18 protein-coding genes and 1 pseudogene are annotated in these 21,426 nt (G+C 65.2%); 12 read left to right on the top strand and 7 right to left on the bottom strand.

The annotated features are described in order from the left end of the window. Positions 1–6 precede the first annotated feature (6 nt). The 4 genes and pseudogenes from ACTJLC_RS05585 to ACTJLC_RS05570 all read right to left on the bottom strand — a co-directional run bounded on the left by ACTJLC_RS05585 (position 7) and on the right by ACTJLC_RS05570 (position 3,005). Complete coding sequence (locus ACTJLC_RS05585; RefSeq protein ID WP_083080962.1) at positions 7–798, bottom strand: phosphate/phosphite/phosphonate ABC transporter substrate-binding protein; 792 nt, start codon at positions 796–798, stop codon at positions 7–9. A 19-nt stretch (positions 799–817) separates the two neighbouring features. Continuing rightward, the gene (locus ACTJLC_RS05580; protein ID WP_073429221.1) at positions 818–1,096 is read right to left on the bottom strand and encodes a DUF1488 family protein; all 279 of its coding nucleotides are present in this window, start codon (positions 1,094–1,096) and stop codon (positions 818–820) included. A gap of 265 nt (positions 1,097–1,361) precedes the next feature. Beyond that, positions 1,362–2,439: pseudogene (locus tag ACTJLC_RS05575) on the bottom strand (pyridoxamine 5'-phosphate oxidase family protein); the annotation flags it as partial. Further along, on the bottom strand, positions 2,364–3,005 hold the full coding sequence (locus ACTJLC_RS05570; protein ID WP_310128026.1) for a glutathione S-transferase family protein: 642 nt from the start codon (positions 3,003–3,005) through the stop codon (positions 2,364–2,366). The pseudogene ACTJLC_RS05575 and the gene ACTJLC_RS05570, both read right to left, overlap by 76 nt. Positions 3,006–3,134: 129 nt before the next feature. On the opposite strand from ACTJLC_RS05570, the gene ACTJLC_RS05565 reads away from it, so the two are divergent. Then, positions 3,135–4,043, top strand: coding sequence for a LysR family transcriptional regulator (locus ACTJLC_RS05565; protein WP_244745308.1), 909 nt, complete (start codon positions 3,135–3,137; stop codon positions 4,041–4,043). 33 nt (positions 4,044–4,076) lie between these two features. On the opposite strand, the gene ACTJLC_RS05560 is transcribed toward ACTJLC_RS05565, so the two are convergent. The 3 genes from ACTJLC_RS05560 to ACTJLC_RS05550 all read right to left on the bottom strand — a co-directional run bounded on the left by ACTJLC_RS05560 (position 4,077) and on the right by ACTJLC_RS05550 (position 7,617). After that, positions 4,077–5,162, bottom strand: a complete 1,086-nt coding sequence (locus tag ACTJLC_RS05560; protein ID WP_244745307.1) for a LacI family DNA-binding transcriptional regulator — start codon at positions 5,160–5,162, stop codon at positions 4,077–4,079. Positions 5,163–5,263: 101 nt separating this feature from the next. Beyond that, positions 5,264–6,235 carry a dihydrodipicolinate synthase family protein gene (locus ACTJLC_RS05555; RefSeq protein WP_083080956.1) on the bottom strand — a complete coding sequence of 324 codons (972 nt, stop codon included), beginning with the start codon at positions 6,233–6,235 and terminating at the stop codon, positions 5,264–5,266. 62 nt (positions 6,236–6,297) lie between these two features. Further along, the gene (locus tag ACTJLC_RS05550; RefSeq protein ID WP_244745305.1) at positions 6,298–7,617 is read right to left on the bottom strand and encodes an MFS transporter; all 1,320 of its coding nucleotides are present in this window, start codon (positions 7,615–7,617) and stop codon (positions 6,298–6,300) included. Positions 7,618–8,095: 478 nt separating this feature from the next. Between ACTJLC_RS05550 and ACTJLC_RS05545 the strand changes: the two genes are divergently transcribed. The 11 genes from ACTJLC_RS05545 (at position 8,096) to ACTJLC_RS05495 (ending at position 21,413) form a co-directional block, all read left to right on the top strand. Then, entirely contained in the window at positions 8,096–9,034 is a 939-nt protein-coding gene (locus ACTJLC_RS05545) for a D-ribose ABC transporter substrate-binding protein (protein WP_083080953.1), read from the top strand. Between the two features lie 60 nt (positions 9,035–9,094). Then, complete coding sequence (locus tag ACTJLC_RS05540; RefSeq protein ID WP_244745304.1) at positions 9,095–9,751, top strand: DUF2291 family protein; 657 nt, start codon at positions 9,095–9,097, stop codon at positions 9,749–9,751. Continuing rightward, positions 9,748–11,310, top strand: coding sequence for a sugar ABC transporter ATP-binding protein (locus tag ACTJLC_RS05535; RefSeq protein ID WP_073429213.1), 1,563 nt, complete (start codon positions 9,748–9,750; stop codon positions 11,308–11,310). Before ACTJLC_RS05540 ends, ACTJLC_RS05535 begins: the two co-directional genes overlap by 4 nt. A 68-nt stretch (positions 11,311–11,378) precedes the next feature. Then, positions 11,379–12,446, top strand: a complete 1,068-nt coding sequence (locus ACTJLC_RS05530; RefSeq protein WP_083082903.1) for an ABC transporter permease — start codon at positions 11,379–11,381, stop codon at positions 12,444–12,446. Positions 12,447–12,449: 3 nt separating this feature from the next. Then, entirely contained in the window at positions 12,450–13,559 is a 1,110-nt protein-coding gene (locus tag ACTJLC_RS05525) for a Gfo/Idh/MocA family protein (protein ID WP_083080950.1), read from the top strand. After that, positions 13,556–15,556, top strand: a complete 2,001-nt coding sequence (gene apnL, locus ACTJLC_RS05520) for a D-apionate lactonase (protein ID WP_083080949.1) — start codon at positions 13,556–13,558, stop codon at positions 15,554–15,556. The genes ACTJLC_RS05525 and apnL overlap by 4 nt, the downstream gene beginning before the upstream one ends. A 10-nt stretch (positions 15,557–15,566) precedes the next feature. Continuing rightward, complete coding sequence (locus tag ACTJLC_RS05515) at positions 15,567–16,937, top strand: MFS transporter (RefSeq protein WP_310128012.1); 1,371 nt, start codon at positions 15,567–15,569, stop codon at positions 16,935–16,937. 43 nt (positions 16,938–16,980) lie between these two features. Next, positions 16,981–17,811 carry a phosphogluconate dehydrogenase C-terminal domain-containing protein gene (locus ACTJLC_RS05510; protein WP_073429209.1) on the top strand — a complete coding sequence of 277 codons (831 nt, stop codon included), beginning with the start codon at positions 16,981–16,983 and terminating at the stop codon, positions 17,809–17,811. 48 nt (positions 17,812–17,859) lie between these two features. After that, a complete protein-coding gene (locus ACTJLC_RS05505; RefSeq protein WP_073429208.1) occupies positions 17,860–19,104 on the top strand; it encodes a ribulose-bisphosphate carboxylase large subunit family protein in 1,245 nt (414 codons plus the stop codon). Beyond that, on the top strand, positions 19,101–20,558 hold the full coding sequence (gene oiaK, locus ACTJLC_RS05500) for a 3-oxo-isoapionate kinase OiaK (protein WP_310315472.1): 1,458 nt from the start codon (positions 19,101–19,103) through the stop codon (positions 20,556–20,558). Before ACTJLC_RS05505 ends, oiaK begins: the two co-directional genes overlap by 4 nt. Positions 20,559–20,705: 147 nt before the next feature. Then, positions 20,706–21,413 carry a transcriptional regulator NanR gene (locus ACTJLC_RS05495; protein ID WP_073429207.1) on the top strand — a complete coding sequence of 236 codons (708 nt, stop codon included), beginning with the start codon at positions 20,706–20,708 and terminating at the stop codon, positions 21,411–21,413. Positions 21,414–21,426: the final 13 nt, after the last annotated feature.

Below are 21,426 nucleotides of genomic sequence, written 5' to 3'. Positions count from 1 at the left end.
AGCGGATCAGGCGAGGCGCGTATAGCCGACGGCGCGCGCTTCGTTTTCCAGTTGCTCGATCCGTTCGTAATCCGTGAGCGGTAGCGCGGAAAAGCCCTGCAAACGCAGACGTTTCGCGCGCTCGGGCTGCGTGGTGAGCGCTTCGTTCAGCGCCTCGCGCAATGCTTCGATGGTGGCTTGCGGCACGGTATCCGCTGCGATCAGCGGCAAACCCGGCGCTGCCGCCGTCATGCCGATCCGGCGAACCTGCCGGGCAAGCTCCGGCATTTCATCGCAGACGAAAGCGAACGTCACGCAGTCGATCGCGGCGACGTCCGCGCGATGCTCCGCCACCGCCCGCAACGAACCGAGGTGCGAACCGGTGCGTATCACCGTGCTGAAAAACGCGCCGTCGCGCGCAAGCGGCGCCACCGCGTGGCGAAACACGTTCATGCCGCTATTGGAATCGTCCTGATTGTAGGCGGCGCGCGCACCGCGGCAATTCGCGAGCGTGTCGAATTGGGCGTCCGCTCGCGTTACCAGCACGCTCGAATAATGCGCGCCCTCGCAGCCGGGTGCGTCGAAACGCGGTGTCGCGATCAATTGCACCTGCTCATGCAAGCCGTGCATCAGCGGATAGCCGCAGGTCTGCGAGATCAGCAGGTTGGGACGCCGCCAGAAGCCGTGCAACTCCTCGTCCGGCTCGACGATGCGGCACGCCGGCTTGACCATGCGCAGCACGTCGGCGAGCCACGCGCGCCATTCGGTGGCGAGAGCGGGCGTGACGTCGTACATCGGCAGGGCGGCGATCCAGGTCATGGGCGCGATTCTGACACGGCTAATGTCTAATCATTCGGAATTCGTCGAGGCCGAGCCGCACCGGCTCCGTTGGCTTGAACGTCCATTTGCGCGCCGCGACCGTCAGGATTTCCCCTTGCGCGTGTTCGAATGCGACGAGCAGGTCTTTCCTTCGACTGCTCGCAGCCCCGCAAAAAGCCATCAGTGCCTCCGCGCTGATCTCGAAGACTTGCGCGCGATCGTCGCGGCACACCCGGAATGCGACGGTTGCGCGTTCGGTGACACAAGGCCTGAATCCTTCATCGACATAGACCGACATAGCGTTCTCCCGCTGCACGCCTGGATGGTCAGGATAACAAGCCGTCAGTTTTTCGGTATGTTGGAAAACCGGCATTCACGGTGAAATGGTTAAGTCCCTCACAGCGACGAATAGAAAGCGGCAGGTGTTTTTATCCCGCAAGCTTGGTAATCGTCTTTGTCTTCTCCCCGATATTCGACCGTTCCTTTTGGAGAAGCGCTGCCTAAACCCGCTTCGGCCATTGCGAGTTCGCGCAAGCTCATCACAGGGAGGGAGTAGACGATCGGAACTGCGGCGCATACGCGACCTCCGACCAGCGAAACGGCAACGCCTCGCGACTGCGCCGCACCTCGGTAATGCGAAAGCGGACGAGGCGTTGCGCGAGCGGAAAATCGGCCAGTTCCGAACCGTCCCAGACGATCTCCGCGCGCGCCGCGACGTACAGCAAATCGCCGCTCGCGAAGTCGATGAACAGCAAGCCGGCGCGCGGGTCGTGACTCAGATTGCCCAGCGTATTGAAGAAGCGATTGCCGCTGAAGTCGGGCGTGGTGAGCGTGACGGCGTCGTCGACGCGCACGAAACCCGGCATGCCGCCGCGATGCGAAACGTCGACACCGCGCGCCGGGCCCGCTTCTTCAGCCACGTTCGCGCTGGCGATAAAAAAGGTGTCCGCGTTAGCCAGCAGCGCGCGGTCCGCGTCGCTCAGTTGCGTCGCAATCTGCGCGGCAGTGTCCGCGCCCGCTGCGCCGCGCGCGACGAAGGTCGGCGCGCGGCTCTGAATGTACTTTGCGCAATTGCCGAAGCTCTGCATGACTTCGAGCATGACCGTATCGCCCGTCACCGAAGTCACGATGCCGTTGACGCGGTTACGCCGCCGCGTCTGCGGCTGCAGAGCGAGGCCGCCGATCATCGTGCCGGCTTGCCAGCGCCCGGCGAGCGGATCGCCGGATAGCACCCCGCCCTCGATTCTCAACGTGCGCGCATCGGGCGACGACACGAAGCCCGGCGCCGCCGCGCGCACCGTCGCCCAGGGCTGGCCGTCGGCGTCGAGACCGCCGAACACCATGAAGGGCTGCGCCGAAAAGAACTGCCGGTGCTGGTCCGGCATGTAGCGGCGGATGCCGCGACGGCCGAGCGCTTGCGCCTCCGTTGCGACGCCGGCGCGGCGTTGCACCGCCAGTTCGCCGGAATGGAAAGGCGGATCGACGAGATCCAGCCCTGGCTGTGCATGGGAAGAAACGTCGGACATATCGGACTCCGGTGGTGGTCGCGCCTGCGGTTTTTTCGCTCAGCCGGCGAGCAGGCCGGCTTTCGTCGCCGGCATCGCGATGAAGCGCGGCAGCGCTTCGATACGGGAAAGCCAGCCGCGTAGGTTCGGATACGGTTCGAGCGATATGCCGCCTTCAGGCGCATGCGCGATGTAGGTGTAGGCGGCGATGTCCGCGATGGTCACGTTGTCTCCCGCCGCGAAGCGTTTGCCGGCCAGTTCCGCGTCGAGCACGTCGAACAGCTTGACGGCGATCTTCTGCGCGGTTTCCAGATCGAGCGGCGCGCCGAATACCGTGACGAGCCGGGCCGCGCACGGTCCATACGCGATCTGTCCGGCTGCCAGCGAGAGCCATCGTTGCACCGCCGCGGCGCCGAGGGCGTCGTCGGGCAGCCATGACGGGTCGCCATAGCGTTTCGCCAGGTACACGAGAATGGCGTTCGAATCGAACAACACGGTGTCGCCGTCCTCGATCGTCGGCACCTGGCCGAACGGGTTGAGTTGCAGATACTCACGACGGCGATTGTCGCCCGCGCGCATGTTCAGTTCGATCGTTTCGAAAGGCAGATCGAGCAGTGTGAGGAACAGTTTGACGCGGTGCCCGTGCCCGGAGCGCTGCGTGGTGTGAAGGCGGATCGGCTGGACGGGTCTGTCGGCGGGCATTGCAATGCTCCTTGATCGGAAGGGCCGATGGCGTTCGGCGGGAATGAGGCAAGCTTAGCCGCATGCGGCGTCGGGCAGAAGACTGCTAAGCTGGGAAACATAATCAATCGAAGATGGACAATCGGCGACATGGCGGATCTAAGAGATGTCAATCTGAACCGGCTGGCGGTTTTCGTCGCGGTGGTCGAGGCGGGTTCCTTGACCGCGGCCGCGGCGCGTCTCGGGCTCACGAAGACGATGGTCAGCACGCATATACAGCGGCTCGAACGCGAGATCGGCGCGGGCCTGTTGATCCGCACGACGAGGCGGCTCAGCGTGACCGAGAGCGGGCGCGCGTTCTACGATGCGAGCTGCAAGATCCTGCAGGCGGCGGAGGAAGCGCTGTCGGCCGTGTCGGGCGAATCGGCGCCGCTGCGCGGCACCTTGCGCGTGAGCGCGCCGATCGATTACGGGTCATTGGTGGTGACGCCCGCGCTGGTCGAGATGCGCGCGGCGTATCCGCAACTCGACATCGAACTCGTGTGCAGCGACCATTACGTCGATCTGATCGCGGAGGGCATCGACGTCGCCATCCGTCTGGGGCAATTGGCGGATTCGGGCTACCGGGCGGTGAAGATCGGCGGGTTCGTCAAATGGGTCGTCGCCAGTCCCGCATTCATCGAGAAATGGGGCAAGCCGAAAACGCCGGCCGCGCTCGCGGCCTTGCCTCACGTCGCACTTTCCGTGCTGCCGCATCCGTTGACACTCGATTTGCAGCGCGCGAACGGCGCGAGGCAAAGCGTGCGCTGCGAGAACGCGCTGCTGGTGAACACGGCCGATGCCGCGCGCGCGGCGACGCTCGCGGGCGGCGGCTTTGGCTTGCTGACCGACTTTTCCATCACGGCGGATGTGGCGGCGGGCCGGCTGGTTCGTCTGCTGCCAGCTTGGGCCGGCAGGCCGAAGGGCATCCATGCGGTGTTTCCGCCCACCCGTTACCCGACGGCCAAGGTCCGCGCGTTGATCGACGTGATCAGGAAGCGGCTGGAGACGCAAGTGTGAGAGGCGGCGCGCAGAGATCGTGAAGCATCGCGGCTACCTCCTGCACGGTCCCGTCGACTGCCTAAGCTGCAATTCGGCATGCACCTCATGTCCGGCGTGTTCGTGTCGCGGATGCTTGCCGTCGAGCACGTCGAGCAGATGTTGCGCGGTGAGCCGCCCGATCGCGTAGGTATCGACACGCATGGTCGTGAGCGCGGGGCGCAGTTCTTTCGCGATCTCCAGATCGTCGAAGCCGGTCACGGACAATTCATCGGGAATCGCGATGCCCAGGTCTTCCGCTTCGCGCAGCACGCCGATCGCGATGTGATCGTTGCCGCAGATGATCGCGCTCGGGCGTTCGCCGGGCGCTTGCCAGATCGCGCGCAGACAGCGCCGTCCAAAACCGATCGTCGATTCGCCTTCGAGCATGTGCTCCGGCCGCACCGCGAGGCCGTGGCGTTCGAGCGTCGCGCGAATGCCCGCGACGCGCGCCTGCACGCGATCGTTGTCGCGCGTCGGCTGAATGCAGACCGCGAACGAGCGGTGCCCGAGGCCGATCAGATGTTCGGCGATCTCCACGTAGGCCGCGTGATTGTCGAAGCCGATGCAGGTGTGCGGACTGTCCCCGCGATACGCATACGTGACCGCATACGGCACGCGGTAGAGGCGCAACGCATCGAACAGTTCCGGCGGATGCGCCTCGCCCACCACCGCCATCGCCTCCACGCCGCGCGCGAGCATCGCGCGCACCTGCACGAGCGCCTGCGCGGGATCGTAGTTCGAGCAGCCGAGCACGAGCGTGATGCCGCGCGCGGCGAACGCGGCCTGCATGCCGCTCACCTGCGAGGCGAACACCTGATCGTCCAGCGTCGGAATGATGATGCCGGCAATGTGGCTGCGCGTGGACGCAAGCGCGCGGCCCGCCGCGTTCGGAAACCAGTTCAGCGCGAGCGCGGCTTGCTCGACGCGTTCGCGCACGTTCGCCGACACTTTGTCCGGCTCGTTGTAGACCCGCGATACGGTCGCCGTCGATACGCCCGCGAGCTTCGCGACGTCGGACAGCACCGTGCGGCCGGTGTTGCGGCGGGCGCGGTTCGTCTGGGTGCGGGCGGTGGTCGGGGAGTCGAGGGAGTCGGGCATCGGGTTATCGAAAACGGTGAGTCGGCGCGCGCGCTATCTTACCGCCGCGTGTGCGCGAGCGTGGCCGGGAATGACGAGCGGTTCTGCGCAACCTCCGCCGGCTAGAGCCCACGAACCTCGCCCTCGTTGAGCGCCGCGATCCGCTGACGGAAATGCTCGGTGCCGGCGACGATCTTGTCGAGCACCGCATCGAGCGCCCAGAAGCGTTCGCGCACGTCGTAGTCGATCACGCGGCAGCGAATCGAATCGAAGGTGCCGATGCGCTGGTGGTACATCTTCGCGAGCGCGGGATAGCCGAGCGATTCGGATACGGCGGCGAGTACGAGAAACGTTGCCAGTTCCTCGGCGAGCGCCGGGTCTCGCGCCGCATCGTTGCGCAGCCAGTTGTACAGATCGGGATGAAAGTTCGTGAAGACGCCGTTGAAACCCGCGGAGCCCGCCTTCATCGCGTCCCATGCGATGGCCGCGTTCGCGTTCAGGATCTTCAGCGGCGAACCCTGCGCAAGCGCGACGCGGCGCTTCACGGTCGCGAGATCGCAACTCACGTCCTTCAGCATGATGAAGCGGCCGGTGTCGATGCACATCTTCAACTCGTCGTCGGAAAGCAGACGCCGATACGGCGCCGGACATTCGTACAGACCGAGCGGCATATCGGACGGCAGGCGCGCGAGGAGCCGTTCGAGGTTCGCGGCGAACGCGTGGGTTCCCTCGCGATCGGGATCGAGCCGGTTCGTCACGAGCACGACGCCTTGCGCGCCGGTCGAGGCGGCGACGCTCAGTTCCTCGGCCTGCGCGTCGGGGTCGTCGCTGATGTGGCCGGACACCACGACAGGCATGCGGCCCGCGACTTTCTCGACGACGAAGCGTCCCAGCGCGCCGCGTTCCGCGAGCGTCAGAAACTGCATCTCGCTCGACTGCGCGACGGCGAACAGCGCGTCCGAGCCGTGCGCGATGTACCACTCGATCAGACGTTCGAGCCCGGTGTAGTCGATTGCGCCGGCGTCGTCGAACGGCGTCAGCATCACGGGGACGATGCCTTCGACTGAAGCGGTGGTCTGCTTGATGTTGGTCATGCTGTTGATCTCCAGGAAAGAATTCGGTTATTCGGCAACGACAGCGGCAGCGGCAGGCGCGTTCATGCAGGCGCTTGCACGGCTTCGCCGGCAGCGGGCTGGTCCTCGATCGGCTTGCGCACGAACAGCAGATAGCTCATCGCGCCGATAAACGCGATGCCGGCGGCGGTCAGCAGCGCGGGCACGAACGACCACGTCTGCGCGATGTAGCCGGTCAGGATCGGCGCGAGCGCGCCGCCCAGAAAGCCGCCGAAATTCTGGATCGCGCCGAGCGAGCCGACGCGGTTGGGCGGCGCGGCGGCGGTGGCTAGCGCCCAGGAACTCGCGGAGGCCGCGTTCGCGAGGAAGATCACCACCGAGATGCACACGATCGCGATGGTGTTGCTCTGCACGAGCGCCGCCGGAATGGTGAACGCGACCATGCCGAGCATCGCGATCACCACCGCATTGCGGCGGCTCGCGACCGGGCTCGCGCTGCGGCTCGTGATGAGATCGGAAAACCAGCCGGCCGTGAGCGCGCCCAGAAAGCCGCAGAAAAACGGTATGGATGCCGCGACGCCCGTATGCATCAGGCTCATGTGGCGCTCCATCGTCAGATAGCCGGGCAGCCATGTGAGGTACACCCAGTTCAGATACACCGAGCCGAAGAAGCCGATCAGCATGCCCCACGTGGTGCCGTGCGAGAACAACGAGCGCCAGTCGGCGAACGTGAGCGCGGGCGCCGGTTCGAGGTCCGCGTCGTCGCCTTCGAGGTAGTGGCGTTCGGCTTCGGTCATCGTGGCCTTGACCGGGTCGCGATACACCGCGAGCCATACGGCCGCCACGATCAGACCCGCCACGCCCGTCACGATGAAGGCCCAACGCCAGTTCAGATGCACCACGAGGATCGACAGGCAGAGCGGCGCGAGCGCCGTGCCGAGCGGCGACGCCGAGTTGAAGATGCCGGTCGGCTTGCCGCGCGCGCGCAGCGGGAACCAGTTGCTGACCACGCGTGCCGCCGACGGAAACTGCGGCGCCTCGCCGATGCCGAGCGCGATCCGCGCGAGGATGAACCAGCCGAAGGTCGAGACGAAGCCGCCGGCCGCCTGCGCGAGCGACCAGACGATCAGCCCGATGCCGAGCAGCTTGCGCGGTCCGATCCGGTCGACCAGACCGCCCACCGGCAACTGGAACAGCGCATAGCTCCACGAGAACGCGGAGAGCAGCAGCCCCATCTGTCCGAGCGAGAGACCGAGGTCGTGCCGGATCAGCGGATTGGCGACCGCGAGCGTGCCACGGTCCAGATAGTTGACGATGCCGCTCACCATCAGCAGCGTGAGCGCCACGATCTGCGCGCGGCGGATTGTCGGCGGCGCCTGCTCGAGGCTCGGGGGTGTGCTCATGACCGTTTGTCTCCGTTTCATGTCTTCGGTTGAAGTAGGGCGGACCGCGCCGATGCGTTGCCGGGCGGGGGAAGTTGCCTGGGTGTCGGGTGTGCGCAAGCGGTGGCGAGGCACAGGCCGGTAGCGCTTACATTTGGCCCTCGATTGCAGCTTGCTTCCTGCGCTAAGCAGCCGAATTTTGAGCCAATTCACAAATGATAGCGCTTACATTTTTAGTCGCGCCGACGAAGAGATGCAAGCCTTCGCGCATGTTTAGCGGGTAAACACCGGCATACCGGGACGCCCGCGGCCCGATCCGGCATGCCCCGCAAGCCCCCCAAATCCTGGCGAAAACCCCTGGCGAGATCATCGTTCCATCGGCAAATCTAACTGGTATGATGACCTCATGACGGCATAAGTGACGAGCGCGAAAAAGATAAGAACGCCTCGTCCGCGACTGGTTTTGCAGTGCACAGACGTTCATAAAAGGAGACAGACGATGAAGGCCTCAAAACGCTGGGTCGCGCTCGCCGCTGCCGCGATTACGCTCTTCACCGCGACGGGCGCCGCACACGCGGCCAACCTGATCGCGATCATTACCCCCTCGCACGACAATCCATTTTTCAAGGCCGAAGCGGACACCGCCAACGCGCGCGCCAAGGCGCTCGGCTACGACACGATCGTGCTGGTGCACGACGACGACGCCAACAAGCAGTCCAATCTCATCGACACCGCGATCGCCCGCGGCGCGAAGGCGATCATTCTCGACAACGCCGGTTCAGAGGCGTCGATCGCGGCGGTGCGCAAGGCGAAGGCCGCGGGCATTCCGTCTTTCCTGATCGACCGCGAAATCAACGCGACGGGTATCGCCGTGTCGCAAATCGTGTCGAACAACTACCAGGGCGCGCAGCTCGGCGGCCGCGCGTTCGTCAAGGCGCTCGGCGAGAAGGGCAACTATGTCGAACTCGTTGGACGTGAAGCCGACATCAACGCGGGCATCCGCTCGAAGGGCTATCACGATGTGATCGACCAGTTCCCGAACATGAAGATGGTCGAGCGGCAGTCGGCGAACTGGAGTCAGACCGAGGCGTATCGCGTGATGGAGACCATCTTGCAGAGCCACCCCGATATCAAAGGCGTGATCGCGGGCAACGATACGATGGCGATGGGCGCCTCGGCGGCATTGAAGGCGGCCAAACGCAGCGACGTGATCGTGGTCGGCTTCGACGGCAGCAACGACGTGCGCGACGCGATCATGCGCAACGACATTCGCGCGACGGTGCTGCAACCGGCGGCGCTGGCCGCGACGGAAGCCGTCGAGCAGGCCGACAAATTCATGAAGACCGGTTCGACCGGCAAGCCCGAAAAACAGTTGATCAACTGCTCGCTGATTACCAAGGCGAACGCCGGCAAGCTCGACATGTTCGCGCTGCGCTAAAGCCTGTTGCCGGGGGCGACACGTCCCCCGGTTTTCCTCCGGCGTGGAATGAGGACACCCATGAGAGCTTCTGTATACGCGGCCATTCTGCTGGTCGCGGGCGGTGCGCTGTCCGGCTGCAAACTCGTCAAGCACGATGCCCAGGCATCGAAGGCGCCGCGCGATGCCTACGCGTCGGCGGGCTACGATCCGAACGCGATGGTGGCCTCCATGTGGAGCACGAAAGTGGTGCCGAGCGTCGAGAAGCGCGCGACCGATATCAAGGTGCTGCTCGACGCGATCAAGGCCGACCCCGACGCGGCCGGCAAAAAATATGGCTACCGGGGCAAGGACGATAGCGCGCCCTGGAATTTCCCGACCAGGGTGCAGGGCACCATCGTGTCGGTCGATACGGATTCGAGTCAGGGCACGGTGGGCGTCGATACGGACGGCGACGGCAAGGCCGACGTGATCGTCGATATCGGCCCGACGGTGCTGGGTACGACGCTGCGCGATTCGCTCGACTTCGTCTCGTTCGCGGATTTTCGCAACCAGATCGAATACGCGCGGTTCGGCACCGCGCTGAATGCCTACGCGGCGGCGCATGTGATGAAGCCGTTGCCGCGCGCCGACCTGAAAGGGCAGCCGATCACGGTCACCGGCGCGTTCTCCTACGACGGCGCGAGCGAGCAGCCGGAAGTGGTGCCGCTGGCCGTCGCGCTCGGGAGCAAGCCATGAGCGCGGCCGCCGTGGACAACGACGTGATCCTTCAGGTCGAGGCAGTGACGAAGGTGTATCCCGGCACGGTCGCGTTGAAGGAAGCGAGCTTCAGCGTGCGGCGCGGCGCGGTCAACGTGCTCGTCGGAGAAAACGGCGCGGGCAAGTCGACCATGATGAAGATCATTGCCGGCGCGGAGCAACCCAGCACGGGGCGCTTGCTTCTCGACGGCCAGCCGATCGAACTGGCGAGCAGTTCGGATGCGCTGCGTCACGGCATCGGCATCGTGTTTCAGGAACTCAACCTGTTCCCGAATCTGTCGATCGCGGAGAACGTCTTCATTGCGCACGAAATCACGCGTGCGGGCATCGACATCGACGCCGGCGCGCAGCGCCGCAAAGTGAGCGAACTGCTCGAGCGCCTCGAACTCGACGTGAGCCCCGACACGCTGGTCGAGGATCTGCGCATCGGTCAGCAGCAGCTCGTCGAAATCGCCAAGGCGCTGGCGCACGACGCGCGCATTCTGATTCTCGACGAGCCGACCTCGGCGTTGAGCGCGGCCGAGGTCGAGGTGCTGTTTCAGGTGATCGCCGATCTGAAATCGCATGGCGTCGCGATTGTTTATATCTCGCACCGGCTCGAAGAGCTGATCCGTATCGGCGACTACATCACCGTGTTGCGCGATGGCCGCATTACCGGTCATCAACCGATGAACGAGGTGGACGTGCCGTGGATCGTGCGGCAGATGGTCGGCCGCGAGACGAAGGATTTTTCGCGCCCCATCGGACACGAACGCGGCGCCGAAGTGCTGCGCGTGCATGACGTATCGCTGCCGCGCAAGGGAGCCGGCCTGCTCGTGGATCACGTCTCGCTGTCGCTGCACACGGGCGAGATCGTCGGCATTTACGGGCTGATGGGGGCGGGGCGCTCCGAACTCTTCGAATGCATTCTCGGCTGTCATCCGCATGCAACGGGCGATGTCGTGCTCGCCGGCAAGCCGCTGAACGGCAAGCCGATAGCCAGGCGCGTGGCGCAGGGTCTCGCGCTGATTCCCGAGGACCGCAAGGCCGATGCGTTGCTGCCGATCCTGTCGATCGGCAGCAACATGACGCTGTCGAGCCTCGCCGATTTCGCGCGGGGTTTTCACATCGAGCGGCAGCGCGAGCACAACGCCGTCACGCGTTTCATCCGCGATCTGGCGATCAAGGTGGCCGACTGGCATCTGCCGGTCAGTTCGCTCTCCGGCGGCAATCAGCAAAAGGTCGTCATCGCGCGCGCGTTGATGACGGCGCCGAAGGTCTTGCTGATGGACGAGCCGAGCCGCGGCATCGACGTGGGTGCGAAGGCGGACATCTTCAAGGTGATGCGCGATCTCGCCGTGAAGGGGCTCGGCATTCTGTTCGTCACGTCCGACCTCGAAGAAGTGATGGCGCTGTCCGATCGCATTCTGGTGATGTCGAACGGGCGCATCACGGCCGAATTCGATGCAAGCGAAGCCACGCAGGATGCGCTCGTCGCGGCATCGGCGATTGGACACCGCGTCGACGCGCATGCAAGCGGACAACTGGCCGCTGCATGACGCGAATTGTGACGCAGATGATGCAAACCAGACACGCAGGCCCGACCGAACGACTGGAGACCTTTTTCATGACCGTAGCGATCAAAAGCGCCGCGCCCGGCGCGACCCTCGGTGAAGCGCCGCTTTTACTGCTGCTCAAGCTGCGCACGTTCATCGCGCTCTTTGCCGTCGTCATTTTCTTTTCGTTCGCGGCGCACAACTTTCTGAGCATCGAGAATCTGCTGATCATGTCGCGTCACGTTGCGCTGAACGCGTTTCTCGCGATCGGCATGACCTTCGTCATCGTGGCGGGCGGCATCGATCTGTCGGTCGGCTCGATCGTCGGCCTGTCGGGAATGATCGCGGGCGGGCTGATTCTCAACGGCATTCCGCTCGGCAGCAGCTACACGCTCTATCTGAGCGTGCCCGAGGTGATCGGCGTCGCGCTGTTGTCGGGCGTCGCGGTCGGTGCGGTGAACGGCTTGCTGATTACGCGGCTGAACGTTGCGCCGTTCATCGCCACACTCGGCACGTTGTATATCGCGCGCGGCGCGGCCTTGTTGTCGTCGGGCGGCGAGACGTTCCCCAACCTGACCGGCAACCCCGATTACGGCACCACCGGCTTTCCGCTTCTCGGCAGTTCATCCCTTCTCGGCATGCCTCTCACGATCTGGCTGCTCGTCGTGGTCGGCGCATTCGCGGCCTATCTCGCGGCACGCACGCCGCTCGGGCGGCAGATCTACGCGATCGGCAGCAACGAGCGCGCGGCCCAACTCTCCGGCGTGCGCGTGAATCGCGTGAAGATGTTCGTCTATATGTTCTCGGGTTTTTGCGCGGCGATTGTCGGGCTGATCATTTCGTCGGAACTGGTCGCGTCGCATCCGTTGAGCGGCGAGACGTTCGAGCTCAACGCGATCGCCGCCGCCGTGCTGGGCGGCACGTCGATGTCGGGCGGGCGCGGCAGGATCGGCGGCACGATTATCGGCGCGTTCGTGATCGGCATTTTGTCCGACGGGCTCGTGATGATGGGCGTCAGCTCGTTCTGGCAGACCGTCATCAAGGGCGTGGTGATCGTCGCGGCGGTGGTGGTCGATCAGATACAGCGGCGGGTGCAGCAGCGCTTCGCGTTGCAGAAGCAGGCGGCGACGGGAGCGTGAGCGATGAGTGCAACGGACGCAACGAACAAAACGGCACAGCGCTTCAAAGGGGCGGTGATCGGATGCGGCTTCTTCTCGCGCAATCATCTGCATGCATGGCGGGACATCGACGGCGTGGAGATCGTCGCGCTGTGCGATGCCGATAGCGAGCGGCTGAACACGGCAGGACAAGCGTTCGGTATCGAGCGTCTATACACGGACGCCGCGGCGATGCTTAGCGCCGAGCAACTGGATTTCGTCGACATCGCGACGACCGCGCCGAGTCATCGTTCGCTGGTCGAGTTGGCTGCGCAAGCGGGCGTCGCGGCGATCTGCCAGAAGCCGTTCGCATTGACGCTCGCCGATGCCCGCGCGATGGTCGCCGCATGCGAGCGCGCTAGCGTGCCGCTGATGGTCCACGAAAATTTTCGCTGGCAGCCGGCGATTCAGGCCGTGGGCCGCGCGCTGCGCGACGGTGCGATCGGCGCGCCGTTCTGGGGCCGGGTGTCGTTTCGTTCAGCGTTCGACGTATTCAGCGGGCAACCGTATCTCGCGCGAAACGAACGCTTCATCGTGGAAGACCTGGGCATTCATATTCTCGACATCGCGCGCTTTCTGTTCGGCGATGCAACACGTCTCACCGCGGCGACCTCGCGCGTGAACCCGGCGATTGCCGGTGAAGACGTCGCGACCATGCTGCTCACACACGAAAGCGGCGTGACGAGCGTGGTGGATTGCAGCTACGCGTCGCGCCAGGCGCGCGAGCTGTTCCCACAGACCTTGATCGAAGTGGATGGCGCGGACGGCACGCTGCGCCTGTCGGCGGACTACCGGCTGGACATTCACAACCGCGACGGCACGCGCACCGAAACGGTGGCGCCGCCGCCGTTGGCCTGGGCCAGCGCGCCGTGGGGGGCGATTCAGGGCAGCGTGCTGAACATTCAGCGTCACTGGATCGCTTGCCTTAACAACGGAAGCGAACCGCAAACGAGCGGCCGCGACAATCTGAAGACGCTTGCGCTCGTCGAGGCTGCATACCTTTCCGCGCGTGAAGGCCGAACGGTCGCGTTGAATTCGCTCGACGAGGCAGCGCATGCGCTCACGTTCAGTTCCTCCGATGCGGTGCCGCGATGAATAGCCGTGATCGCACGCTTGCGAATATTTACTACGGCACCTCGCAGATCGAGCCAACAGCGCAGACGCTGACGGCCGGCCCGTGGTCGGCGCTTTTCATCGACGGCGCGTTGCGCGAGATTCGCCACGGCGGCACCGAAGTCGTTCGTGCGATTAGCTGGCTCGTGCGCGATCGGGATTGGGGCACTTGCCGGCCGGAGATTCGCGACGTCGAAATCGAGCCGCGTGCGCGGGGCTTCCATGTCTCGTACGCCGCGCGCTGCGTGAATCCCGAGGGCCATGTACTGACCTACACGGTCCTGATCGCATGCGACGCCGACGGTGCGTTCGAATGCAGCGCCCGGGCCACCGCGCAAACGGACTTTCTCGCGGCGCGCTGCGGCTTCGTGGTTCTGCATCCGATCGAGGGCATCGCGGGCGCGGCGGCGCGCGTCACGCACGACGACGGCACGATCGAGACATCGTCGTTCCCGGCGTCGATCGATCCGTGGCAACCGTTCAAGCACATCCGCGCGATCGAGCATGCGCTTGCGTCCGGCGCAACGGTGCGCTGCGCTTTCACCGGCGACGTGTTCGAGATGGAGGACCAACGCAACTGGTCGGATGCATCGTTCAAGACCTACTCGCGTCCGCTCGAACTGCCGTGGCCCTACACGATCGAAAAGGGCTCGACGAGCGAGCAGTCGATACGTGTCGAAGTGGACGGTGCGCCGCCCGAATTGAACGCGGTAGCGGCGCTGTCGCCACGCCACGGCGAAATCCTGATCGACTTGCGCGGCATCGACGAGCCGATGCCCAAACTCGGCGTGACGATCGCGCCCGACGAGATCGACGCGACGCTTGCCAATCTGTCATTGCTGGCCGAACTCGCGCCGCAGCGTCTGACGCTGCACTTCGATCCCGTCGCCGGTCACGGTCCTGCGGAACTCGCGCGGTTCGCGCAACTGCAACGCCGCGCCGCGCTCCCCGCGGTGCTCGAATGCGCGCTGCCCGGCGTGGCCGCGCCCGAAGAGGAATTGCAATGGATCGCGGCGCGGATTCAGGAAGCCGGACTCGAGTTGACAGGCATTGTCGTTAGTCCGTCCGTGCACCGGCAGTCGAACCCGCCGGGGAGCATCAGCCCGCCGTGCCCGCCGCTCGACGAGGTTTACCGCGCCGCACGCCGCGCGTTTCCCGGCTTGCGTCTAGGCGGCGGCATGCTGAGCTACTTCACGGAACTCAATCGCAAGCGCCCGCCGCTGGAACGGGTCGATTGGGTCACGCATGCAACCTGTCCCATCGTTCACGCAGCCGACGACCGCAGCGTCATGCAAACGCTCGAAGCGATTCCGCACATCACGCGTTCCTGTCGCGCGCTGATCGGCGCGCAGCCGTATGCGATCGGCCCGGTCTCGATCGGCATGCGGCAGAACCCGTACGGTTCGCGCGTGATGCCGAATCCGCGCGGCGAGCGCGTGGCGATGGCCGGCGACGACCCGCGTCAGCGCGGTCTGTTCGGCGCAGCGTGGCTGGCCGGTTACGCAACGGCGCTCGAAGGCGCGGCGCTCGAATGCCTGACCCTCGGCGCGCTGACGGGGCCGCGCGGCCTGGTGGATGCCGCGTCCGCTCCAGCGCGCTATCCGATGTTTCATGTCGCCGCCGCGATGGCGCGGATGGCCGGAGCGACCCGCTTGCCATGCCGCGCGGCGAGTCCTCGTGAGGTCGCGTGTTTCGGCGCGCGGGATGCGCAGGGACGCATGCGCCTGATCGTCGCCAACCTCACCGCGGATCAACGCACGGTGTGCTTGACGTTCAGCGGCGGCAGCGTGGCGGCTGACATGAGCCTATCCACGCTCGACGAAGCGTCGTTCGACGCGGCGCAAGGCGGGCGAATTCCAGTGGACCGGCTGAGCCTCGTGAGCGACAGCGTGTTGTCGCTCAAACCCTTCGCCTGCATGCAGATAGCTTCCGGGCCGACACCTTTCGGGCAGCCGATGCCTGCCGCCCGCGACCGATAGGAGATGTGAGATGCAAACCGTAACCGTGGACCCCATCGAACGATCGGCTATCCGCAAGGTGTCGATCCGCCTCGTGCCGTTCGTCGCGCTGATGTTCTTCATCAATTTTCTCGACCGCACGGCAATCTCGTTTGCCGGCCCGAACGGCATGACGAAGGACCTCGCGCTGAGCGCCGCGCAATTCGGTCTCGCGGCCGGCGTGTTCTTCATCGGCTACATCGTGCTGGAGATTCCGAGCAATCTCGCGTTGCACAAGTTCGGCGCGCGTCGTTGGCTCGCTCGCATCATGGTGTCGTGGGGCATCGTCGCGTTGCTGTTCACGTGGGTTAGCAGCATTCCCGGCCTGTACACGCTGCGCTTTCTGCTCGGCGTGACGGAGGCGGGCTTTTTCCCGGGCGCGATTCTGTTCCTCAGCATGTGGGTGCCGTCGCGCTATCGCAGCCATATTCTCGCGCTGTTCTATCTCGCGCAGCCGCTGACCATCGTGATCGGCGCACCCGTGGCCGCGTTGCTGATCGAGGCGCATGGCCTCTTCGGGCTGGCCGGCTGGCGCGTGATGTTCTTCGGCGTCGCGGTGCCCGCAATCGTGGTCGGCGTGGTGGCGTGGTTCTATCTCGCCGACCGGCCCTCACAGGCGCGCTGGCTGACCGCCGCCGAGAAAACCTGGCTCACCGCCGAACTCGAAGCGGAAGAACGGGCCCGCGCCAATGCGTCGACACAGCATTCGATGCATGCGCGAGCCGCATTCAGAAGCGGCCGCGTGTGGATGTTCGCGCTGATGTACTTCGGCCTGATCTATGGACTCTACGCGCTCGCCTTTTTCCTGCCGACGATCATCGGCGGCTTCGAAGGCCAGTTCGGCACGCACTTCAACGTGTTCCAGAAGGGTTTGATCACCGCGATTCCGTATCTGCCCGCCGCGCTTGCACTGTATCTGTGGAGCCGCAATGCGACGAAGCACGGCGTGCGCGCGTGGCACATCGGCGTGCCCGCACTGATCGGCGCGGCGAGCATTCCCGTCGCGCTGTACATGCAATCGCCCGCCGCGACCGTCGCCGTGATCACCGTCACCGCATGCGCGATCTTTTCCGCGCTGCCGAATTTCTGGGCGCTGCCCGCGCGTTTTCTCTCGGGCGCGGCCGCTGCGGCCGGTATCGCGCTGATCAACACCATCGGCAATCTGGCCGGCTTCATGGCGCCGTATGTCACGGGCGCCGTCAAGGATGCGACCGGCTCGTATCACGCGCCGATGTTCGTGGTCGGCGTGCTGATGCTGATGAGCGCAGGGCTTGCCTTCGCGTTCTGCAGCAGAGCGCGCCTGCCTAAACCCGGCGACGGCATCGCGCCCGTCACGCTCAAGCCGCAATCGCATTCGAGCTGATCGCCACCAATTTTTCAATGAATCCATGCAAGGAGTTCGCACCATGAAAGAAAAGATCGCACTGTTCGGCGCCGGCGGAAAGATGGGCTTTCGCCTCACCAGCAATCTGCTGAAGTCCGACTACCGCGTCGCGCACGTCGAGGTGAGCGAGGCGGGGCAAAAGCGTCTCAAGGAAGAACTGAACGTCGACTGCGTGTCGACCGATGCCGCGCTCGATGGCGCGCAGGTGGTGATCCTCGCGGTGCCCGACACGCTGATCGGCAAGCTCAGTCACGAAATCGCGCCGAAGCTGCCGGCCGGCACGATGGTGATGACGCTGGACGCCGCCGCGCCGTTCGCCGGCCACCTGCCCAAGCGCGACGACCTCACGTATTTCGTCGCGCATCCGTGTCATCCGCTGATTTTCAACGACGAAGCCGATCCGAAGGCGCGGCGCGATTTCTTCGGCGGCGCATACGCGAAGCAGTCGATCACCAGCGCGCTGATGCAAGGCCCGGAAGAAGCGTTCGACCTCGGTGAAGACGTGGCCAAGGTGATCTACGCGCCGATCCTGCGGTCGTATCGTTTGAGCGTCGACCAGATGGCGCTGCTCGAACCCGGCCTGTCGGAAACGATTTGCGCGACGCTGCTGTACGTGATGCGCGAAGCGATGGACGAGACCGTGAAACGGGGCGTGCCGAAAGAGGCGGCGCGCGATTTTCTGCTCGGGCACATGAACATCCTGAGCGCGGTGATCTTCAACGAAATTCCAGGCGCGTTCTCCGATGCGTGCAACAAGGCGATCGAATTCGGCAAGCCGCGGCTGATGCGCGACGACTGGAAGAACGTGTTCGACCGCGCGGAGATCGCCGAGAGCATTCGCCGGATCACCTGACATGAAAACGTGTGCCTTCTTGCCGATTGCCAAACAGGGATTGATATCGTGAGCGAACGCATCCACGCCACTTACTGGCTCGAAACCGGCGACGATCCACAACGCGCCGCCGACGTGATCGCGGGTGAGCAGTCGAGCGGCACCTTTGTCGCGTTGCCCAACGAAACGCCCGAACTGAAGGCGCGCTCGGGCGCACGCGTCGAAGGTTTGACGGTGCTGGAGACGGTCGGTCGGCCGAGTCTCGCCGGCGGAATCGTGTCGGAGCGCTATACGCGTTGCACGCTCGAACTGTCGTGGCCGATCGAAAACCTCGGTGCGTCCTTGCCGAATCTGCTGTCGACCATCGCGGGCAATCTGTTCGAACTGCGGCAGGTGTCGGGCTTGCGCCTGACCGGGCTGACATTGCCGCCGTCGTTCGCCTCCGCGTATCCGGGGCCCGCGTTCGGTATCGAAGGCACGCGGCGGCTGAGCGGGGTCACGCGCGGCCCGTTGATCGGCACGATCATCAAACCGAGCGTCGGCTTGTCGCCGGAGCAGACGGCGCAGCAGGTGCGTGAACTCGTCGCGGGCGGCATCGACTTCATCAAGGACGATGAATTGCAGGCCGACGGTCCGCATTGTCCGTTCGACGAACGGGTGCGGGCCGTGATGCGCGTGGTCAACGCGGAAGCGGATCGCACCGGCAAGAAGGCGATGGTCGCGTTCAACCTGACGGGCGATCTCGATCAGATGCGTCGTCGTCATGATCTCGTGCTGGCCGAGGGCGGCACCTGCGTGATGGCGGTGCTCAACTCGATCGGTCTGGTCGGCATGCATGAATTGCGGCGACACGCGCAGTTGCCGATTCACGCGCATCGCGCCGGCTGGGGTTATCTGTCGCGCTGCGCCGAATTGGGTTGGGACTACGCGCCGTGGCAAATGATCTGGCGTCTTGCGGGCGCCGATCATCTGCATGTGAACGGGCTGCGCAACAAGTTCAGCGAGCCCGACGACAGCGTGATCGCCGCCGCGCGCGCGGTGCTCGCGCCGGTGATGCCCGAAGCGCCGATGTCCGCGATGCCGGTGTTCAGTTCGGGGCAGACCGGCTTGCAGGCCGCGGACACCTACGCCGCGATCGGCTGCGCGGATCTGATTCATACGGCGGGCGGCGGCATCTTCGGTCATCCGGGCGGCGTGGCGGCGGGCGTCGAGGCGTTGCGCGAGGCGTGGGTCGCGGCGATCGAAGGCGTGCCGCTCAGGCAGCATGCTTCGAGGCATCCGGCACTGAACGCCGCGCTGGAGTTCTGGAAATGAACGGGACCGAGCCGATGAACGCGACGAACGCGACGAACGCGACGAACGCGACGAACGCGACGAACGCGACGAACGCGACGAACGCGACAGCGTGGCCCGCGGGGTTGCTGCTCGCCTATTACGGCGACGACTTCACCGGCTCGACGGACGCGATGGAAGCCATGCAAGCCGCCGGCGTGCCGACCGTGCTGTGTCTGCAAAAGCCGACGCGCGAGTTGCTGGCGCGTTTTCCCGAAGTGCGCTGCGTGGGCATGGCGGGTTCGTCGCGTGGACGTTCGAGCGCATGGATGGACGACGAGCTTGCGGATGCCTTTGCAAGCCTCGCCGCGCTCGGTGCGCCGATTTTGCAATACAAGGTGTGCTCGACCTTCGATTCGTCCGCCGAGGTCGGGTCGATCGGCCGCGCGATCGACATCGGCGTCAGGCATAGCCCCGGCCACTGGTCGCCGATGGTGATCGGCGCACCGCGCCTGAAGCGTTATCAGATGTTCGGCAACCTGTTCGCCGCCGTGGATGGCGTCGGCTACCGGCTCGACCGGCATCCGACCATGTCGCGGCATCCCGTCACGCCGATGAACGAGGCCGATCTTCGCCTGCATCTCGCGAGGCAAACGGCGCGGCGCATCGAACTGATCGACATGCTTCAACTGCGCGGCGCCGATGTCGCGTCGCGAGTGCGAGCGCTGAGTGCGCCCGACACGCCGGTCGTCCTGATCGACGTGCTCGACGAAGCGACCCTGGCTGCGGCAGGGCGTCTGGTTTGGGAGCAGCGTGGCGGCGGGATATTCACGGCGTCGTCGTCGGGTCTGCAATACGCGCTGGCGGCGCATTGGCGCGCGTGTGGATTGTTGCCGCCGACGCCGTCGCTACCGGTCGCCGATCCCGTGCAGGCGATTGCGGCAGTGAGCGGCAGTTGCTCGCCGGTGACGGCCGCGCAAATCGGCTGGGCGCGCGCGCACGGTTTTCACACCGAGCGCCTCGATTTGCCGAGGGCGCTCGATTCGCGCGACGGCGCCGCCGAGATCGAACGCGTCGTGATGGCGGCCACGCAGGCGTTGAATCGTGGCGTCAGCGTGATCGTGCATAGCGCCGAAGGGCCGGACGATCCGGCGGTAAGCGGCTTCGACGCCATTGCGTGCGCCGCCGGACTCGCGCGGCACGATGCGGCGCGCCAGGTCGGGCGTGCCTTGGCCGAGGTGATGCGGCGCTTGCTCGATAGCGTCGCGCTGACGCGCGTGGTGGTCGCGGGTGGCGACAGTTCCGGCGAGGTGGCGAGCGCGCTGGGTATCGATGCGCTGAGCGTCGTGGCAGGGCTCGCGCCTGGCGCGCCGCTGTGCCGCGCATGGTCCGCCGAACCGCGGCGCGATGGTCTGCAAATCGTGCTGAAAGGCGGGCAGATCGGCGATGCCGCGTTCTTCGGCGCGGTCAGGGAAGGGCGCGTGTCGGCGATATAACGTTCGGGCGCGTGTCGAGCGAGAGAGCGGTTGCGTCGCAGGCTGCCGCTCTCGCCGGATCATGCTCCGCGCTGTCCTCGCGCCCTTCCATCGGGCGGCGTGTCCGTGGTAAGGTCATTACACCACTTGGTTTTACGCGGACATGTCATGGCTGAGATCATTCAGCGCCGAAAGCTGTATCAGGAAGTTGTCGACCGGCTCATGGAACGCATCCGTTCGGGCGAAATCGCGCCCGGCGCGCAGCTTCCATCGGAGCGGGAGTTGATGGAAATTTATGGCGTGGGCCGGCCCGCCATTCGCGAGGCACTGCAAACGTTGGAGCGCTCCGGCATTGTCGAGATCGTGCACGGCGAGCGCGCGAGAGTCGTCGTGCCCACGGCCGACCGGTTGATCGCGCAGATCGCCGGCGGCGCGATGCACCTGCTGCGCAGTCATCCCGACATGCTGGCGCATCTGAAAGAGGCGCGGGTTTTTCTCGAAACGGGCACCGCGCGCATGGCGGCGGAGCGCGCGACCGAGGAAGACGTGGCGCGTCTGCAACTCAGCGTGGCGCGGCATCGTGCCTCGATGGTCAATCTGGAGGAGTTCATCGAGCGCGATATGGCGTTTCACCGCGAGATCGCGTTGATCAGCGGCAATCCGATTTTCCCGTCGATTGTCGAATCGCTGTTTCGCTGGGCGGGCGAGTACTACCGGCCGCTCGTGCGCGCGCCCGGCGCGGAGGAGTTGACGCTGTCGGAGCATCAGCGAATCGTCGACGCGATTGCCAGACACGACGGCGACGGAGCGGCCGAAGCGATGCGCGCGCATCTGAATCGCGCGAACGAGTTGTATCGGACGCTGGGGCAGACGTAGCGGTGTCGAAGCT

The sequence above is a fragment of the Paraburkholderia sp. 22099 genome, from assembly GCF_052045835.1.
Lineage (GTDB): Bacteria > Pseudomonadota > Gammaproteobacteria > Burkholderiales > Burkholderiaceae > Paraburkholderia > Paraburkholderia terricola.
This window is presented reverse-complemented; position numbering and strand designations above follow the sequence as displayed.

Bases quoted from the DNA above. Each gene is read 5' to 3' on its own strand.
- ACTJLC_RS05585 (WP_083080962.1), bottom strand. From the start codon at position 798: ATGACCTGGATCGCCGCCCTGCCGATGTACGACGTCACGCCCGCTCTC.
- ACTJLC_RS05580 (WP_073429221.1), bottom strand. From the start codon at position 1,096: ATGTCGGTCTATGTCGATGAAGGATTCAGGCCTTGTGTCACCGAACGC.
- ACTJLC_RS05570 (WP_310128026.1), bottom strand. From the start codon at position 3,005: ATGCCCGCCGACAGACCCGTCCAGCCGATCCGCCTTCACACCACGCAG.
- ACTJLC_RS05565 (WP_244745308.1), top strand. From the start codon at position 3,135: ATGGCGGATCTAAGAGATGTCAATCTGAACCGGCTGGCGGTTTTCGTC.
- ACTJLC_RS05560 (WP_244745307.1), bottom strand. From the start codon at position 5,162: ATGCCCGACTCCCTCGACTCCCCGACCACCGCCCGCACCCAGACGAAC.
- ACTJLC_RS05555 (WP_083080956.1), bottom strand. From the start codon at position 6,235: ATGACCAACATCAAGCAGACCACCGCTTCAGTCGAAGGCATCGTCCCC.
- ACTJLC_RS05550 (WP_244745305.1), bottom strand. From the start codon at position 7,617: ATGAGCACACCCCCGAGCCTCGAGCAGGCGCCGCCGACAATCCGCCGC.
- ACTJLC_RS05545 (WP_083080953.1), top strand. From the start codon at position 8,096: ATGAAGGCCTCAAAACGCTGGGTCGCGCTCGCCGCTGCCGCGATTACG.
- ACTJLC_RS05540 (WP_244745304.1), top strand. From the start codon at position 9,095: ATGAGAGCTTCTGTATACGCGGCCATTCTGCTGGTCGCGGGCGGTGCG.
- ACTJLC_RS05535 (WP_073429213.1), top strand. From the start codon at position 9,748: ATGAGCGCGGCCGCCGTGGACAACGACGTGATCCTTCAGGTCGAGGCA.
- ACTJLC_RS05530 (WP_083082903.1), top strand. From the start codon at position 11,379: ATGACCGTAGCGATCAAAAGCGCCGCGCCCGGCGCGACCCTCGGTGAA.
- ACTJLC_RS05525 (WP_083080950.1), top strand. From the start codon at position 12,450: ATGAGTGCAACGGACGCAACGAACAAAACGGCACAGCGCTTCAAAGGG.
- apnL (WP_083080949.1), top strand. From the start codon at position 13,556: ATGAATAGCCGTGATCGCACGCTTGCGAATATTTACTACGGCACCTCG.
- ACTJLC_RS05515 (WP_310128012.1), top strand. From the start codon at position 15,567: ATGCAAACCGTAACCGTGGACCCCATCGAACGATCGGCTATCCGCAAG.
- ACTJLC_RS05510 (WP_073429209.1), top strand. From the start codon at position 16,981: ATGAAAGAAAAGATCGCACTGTTCGGCGCCGGCGGAAAGATGGGCTTT.
- oiaK (WP_310315472.1), top strand. From the start codon at position 19,101: ATGAACGGGACCGAGCCGATGAACGCGACGAACGCGACGAACGCGACG.
- ACTJLC_RS05495 (WP_073429207.1), top strand. From the start codon at position 20,706: ATGGCTGAGATCATTCAGCGCCGAAAGCTGTATCAGGAAGTTGTCGAC.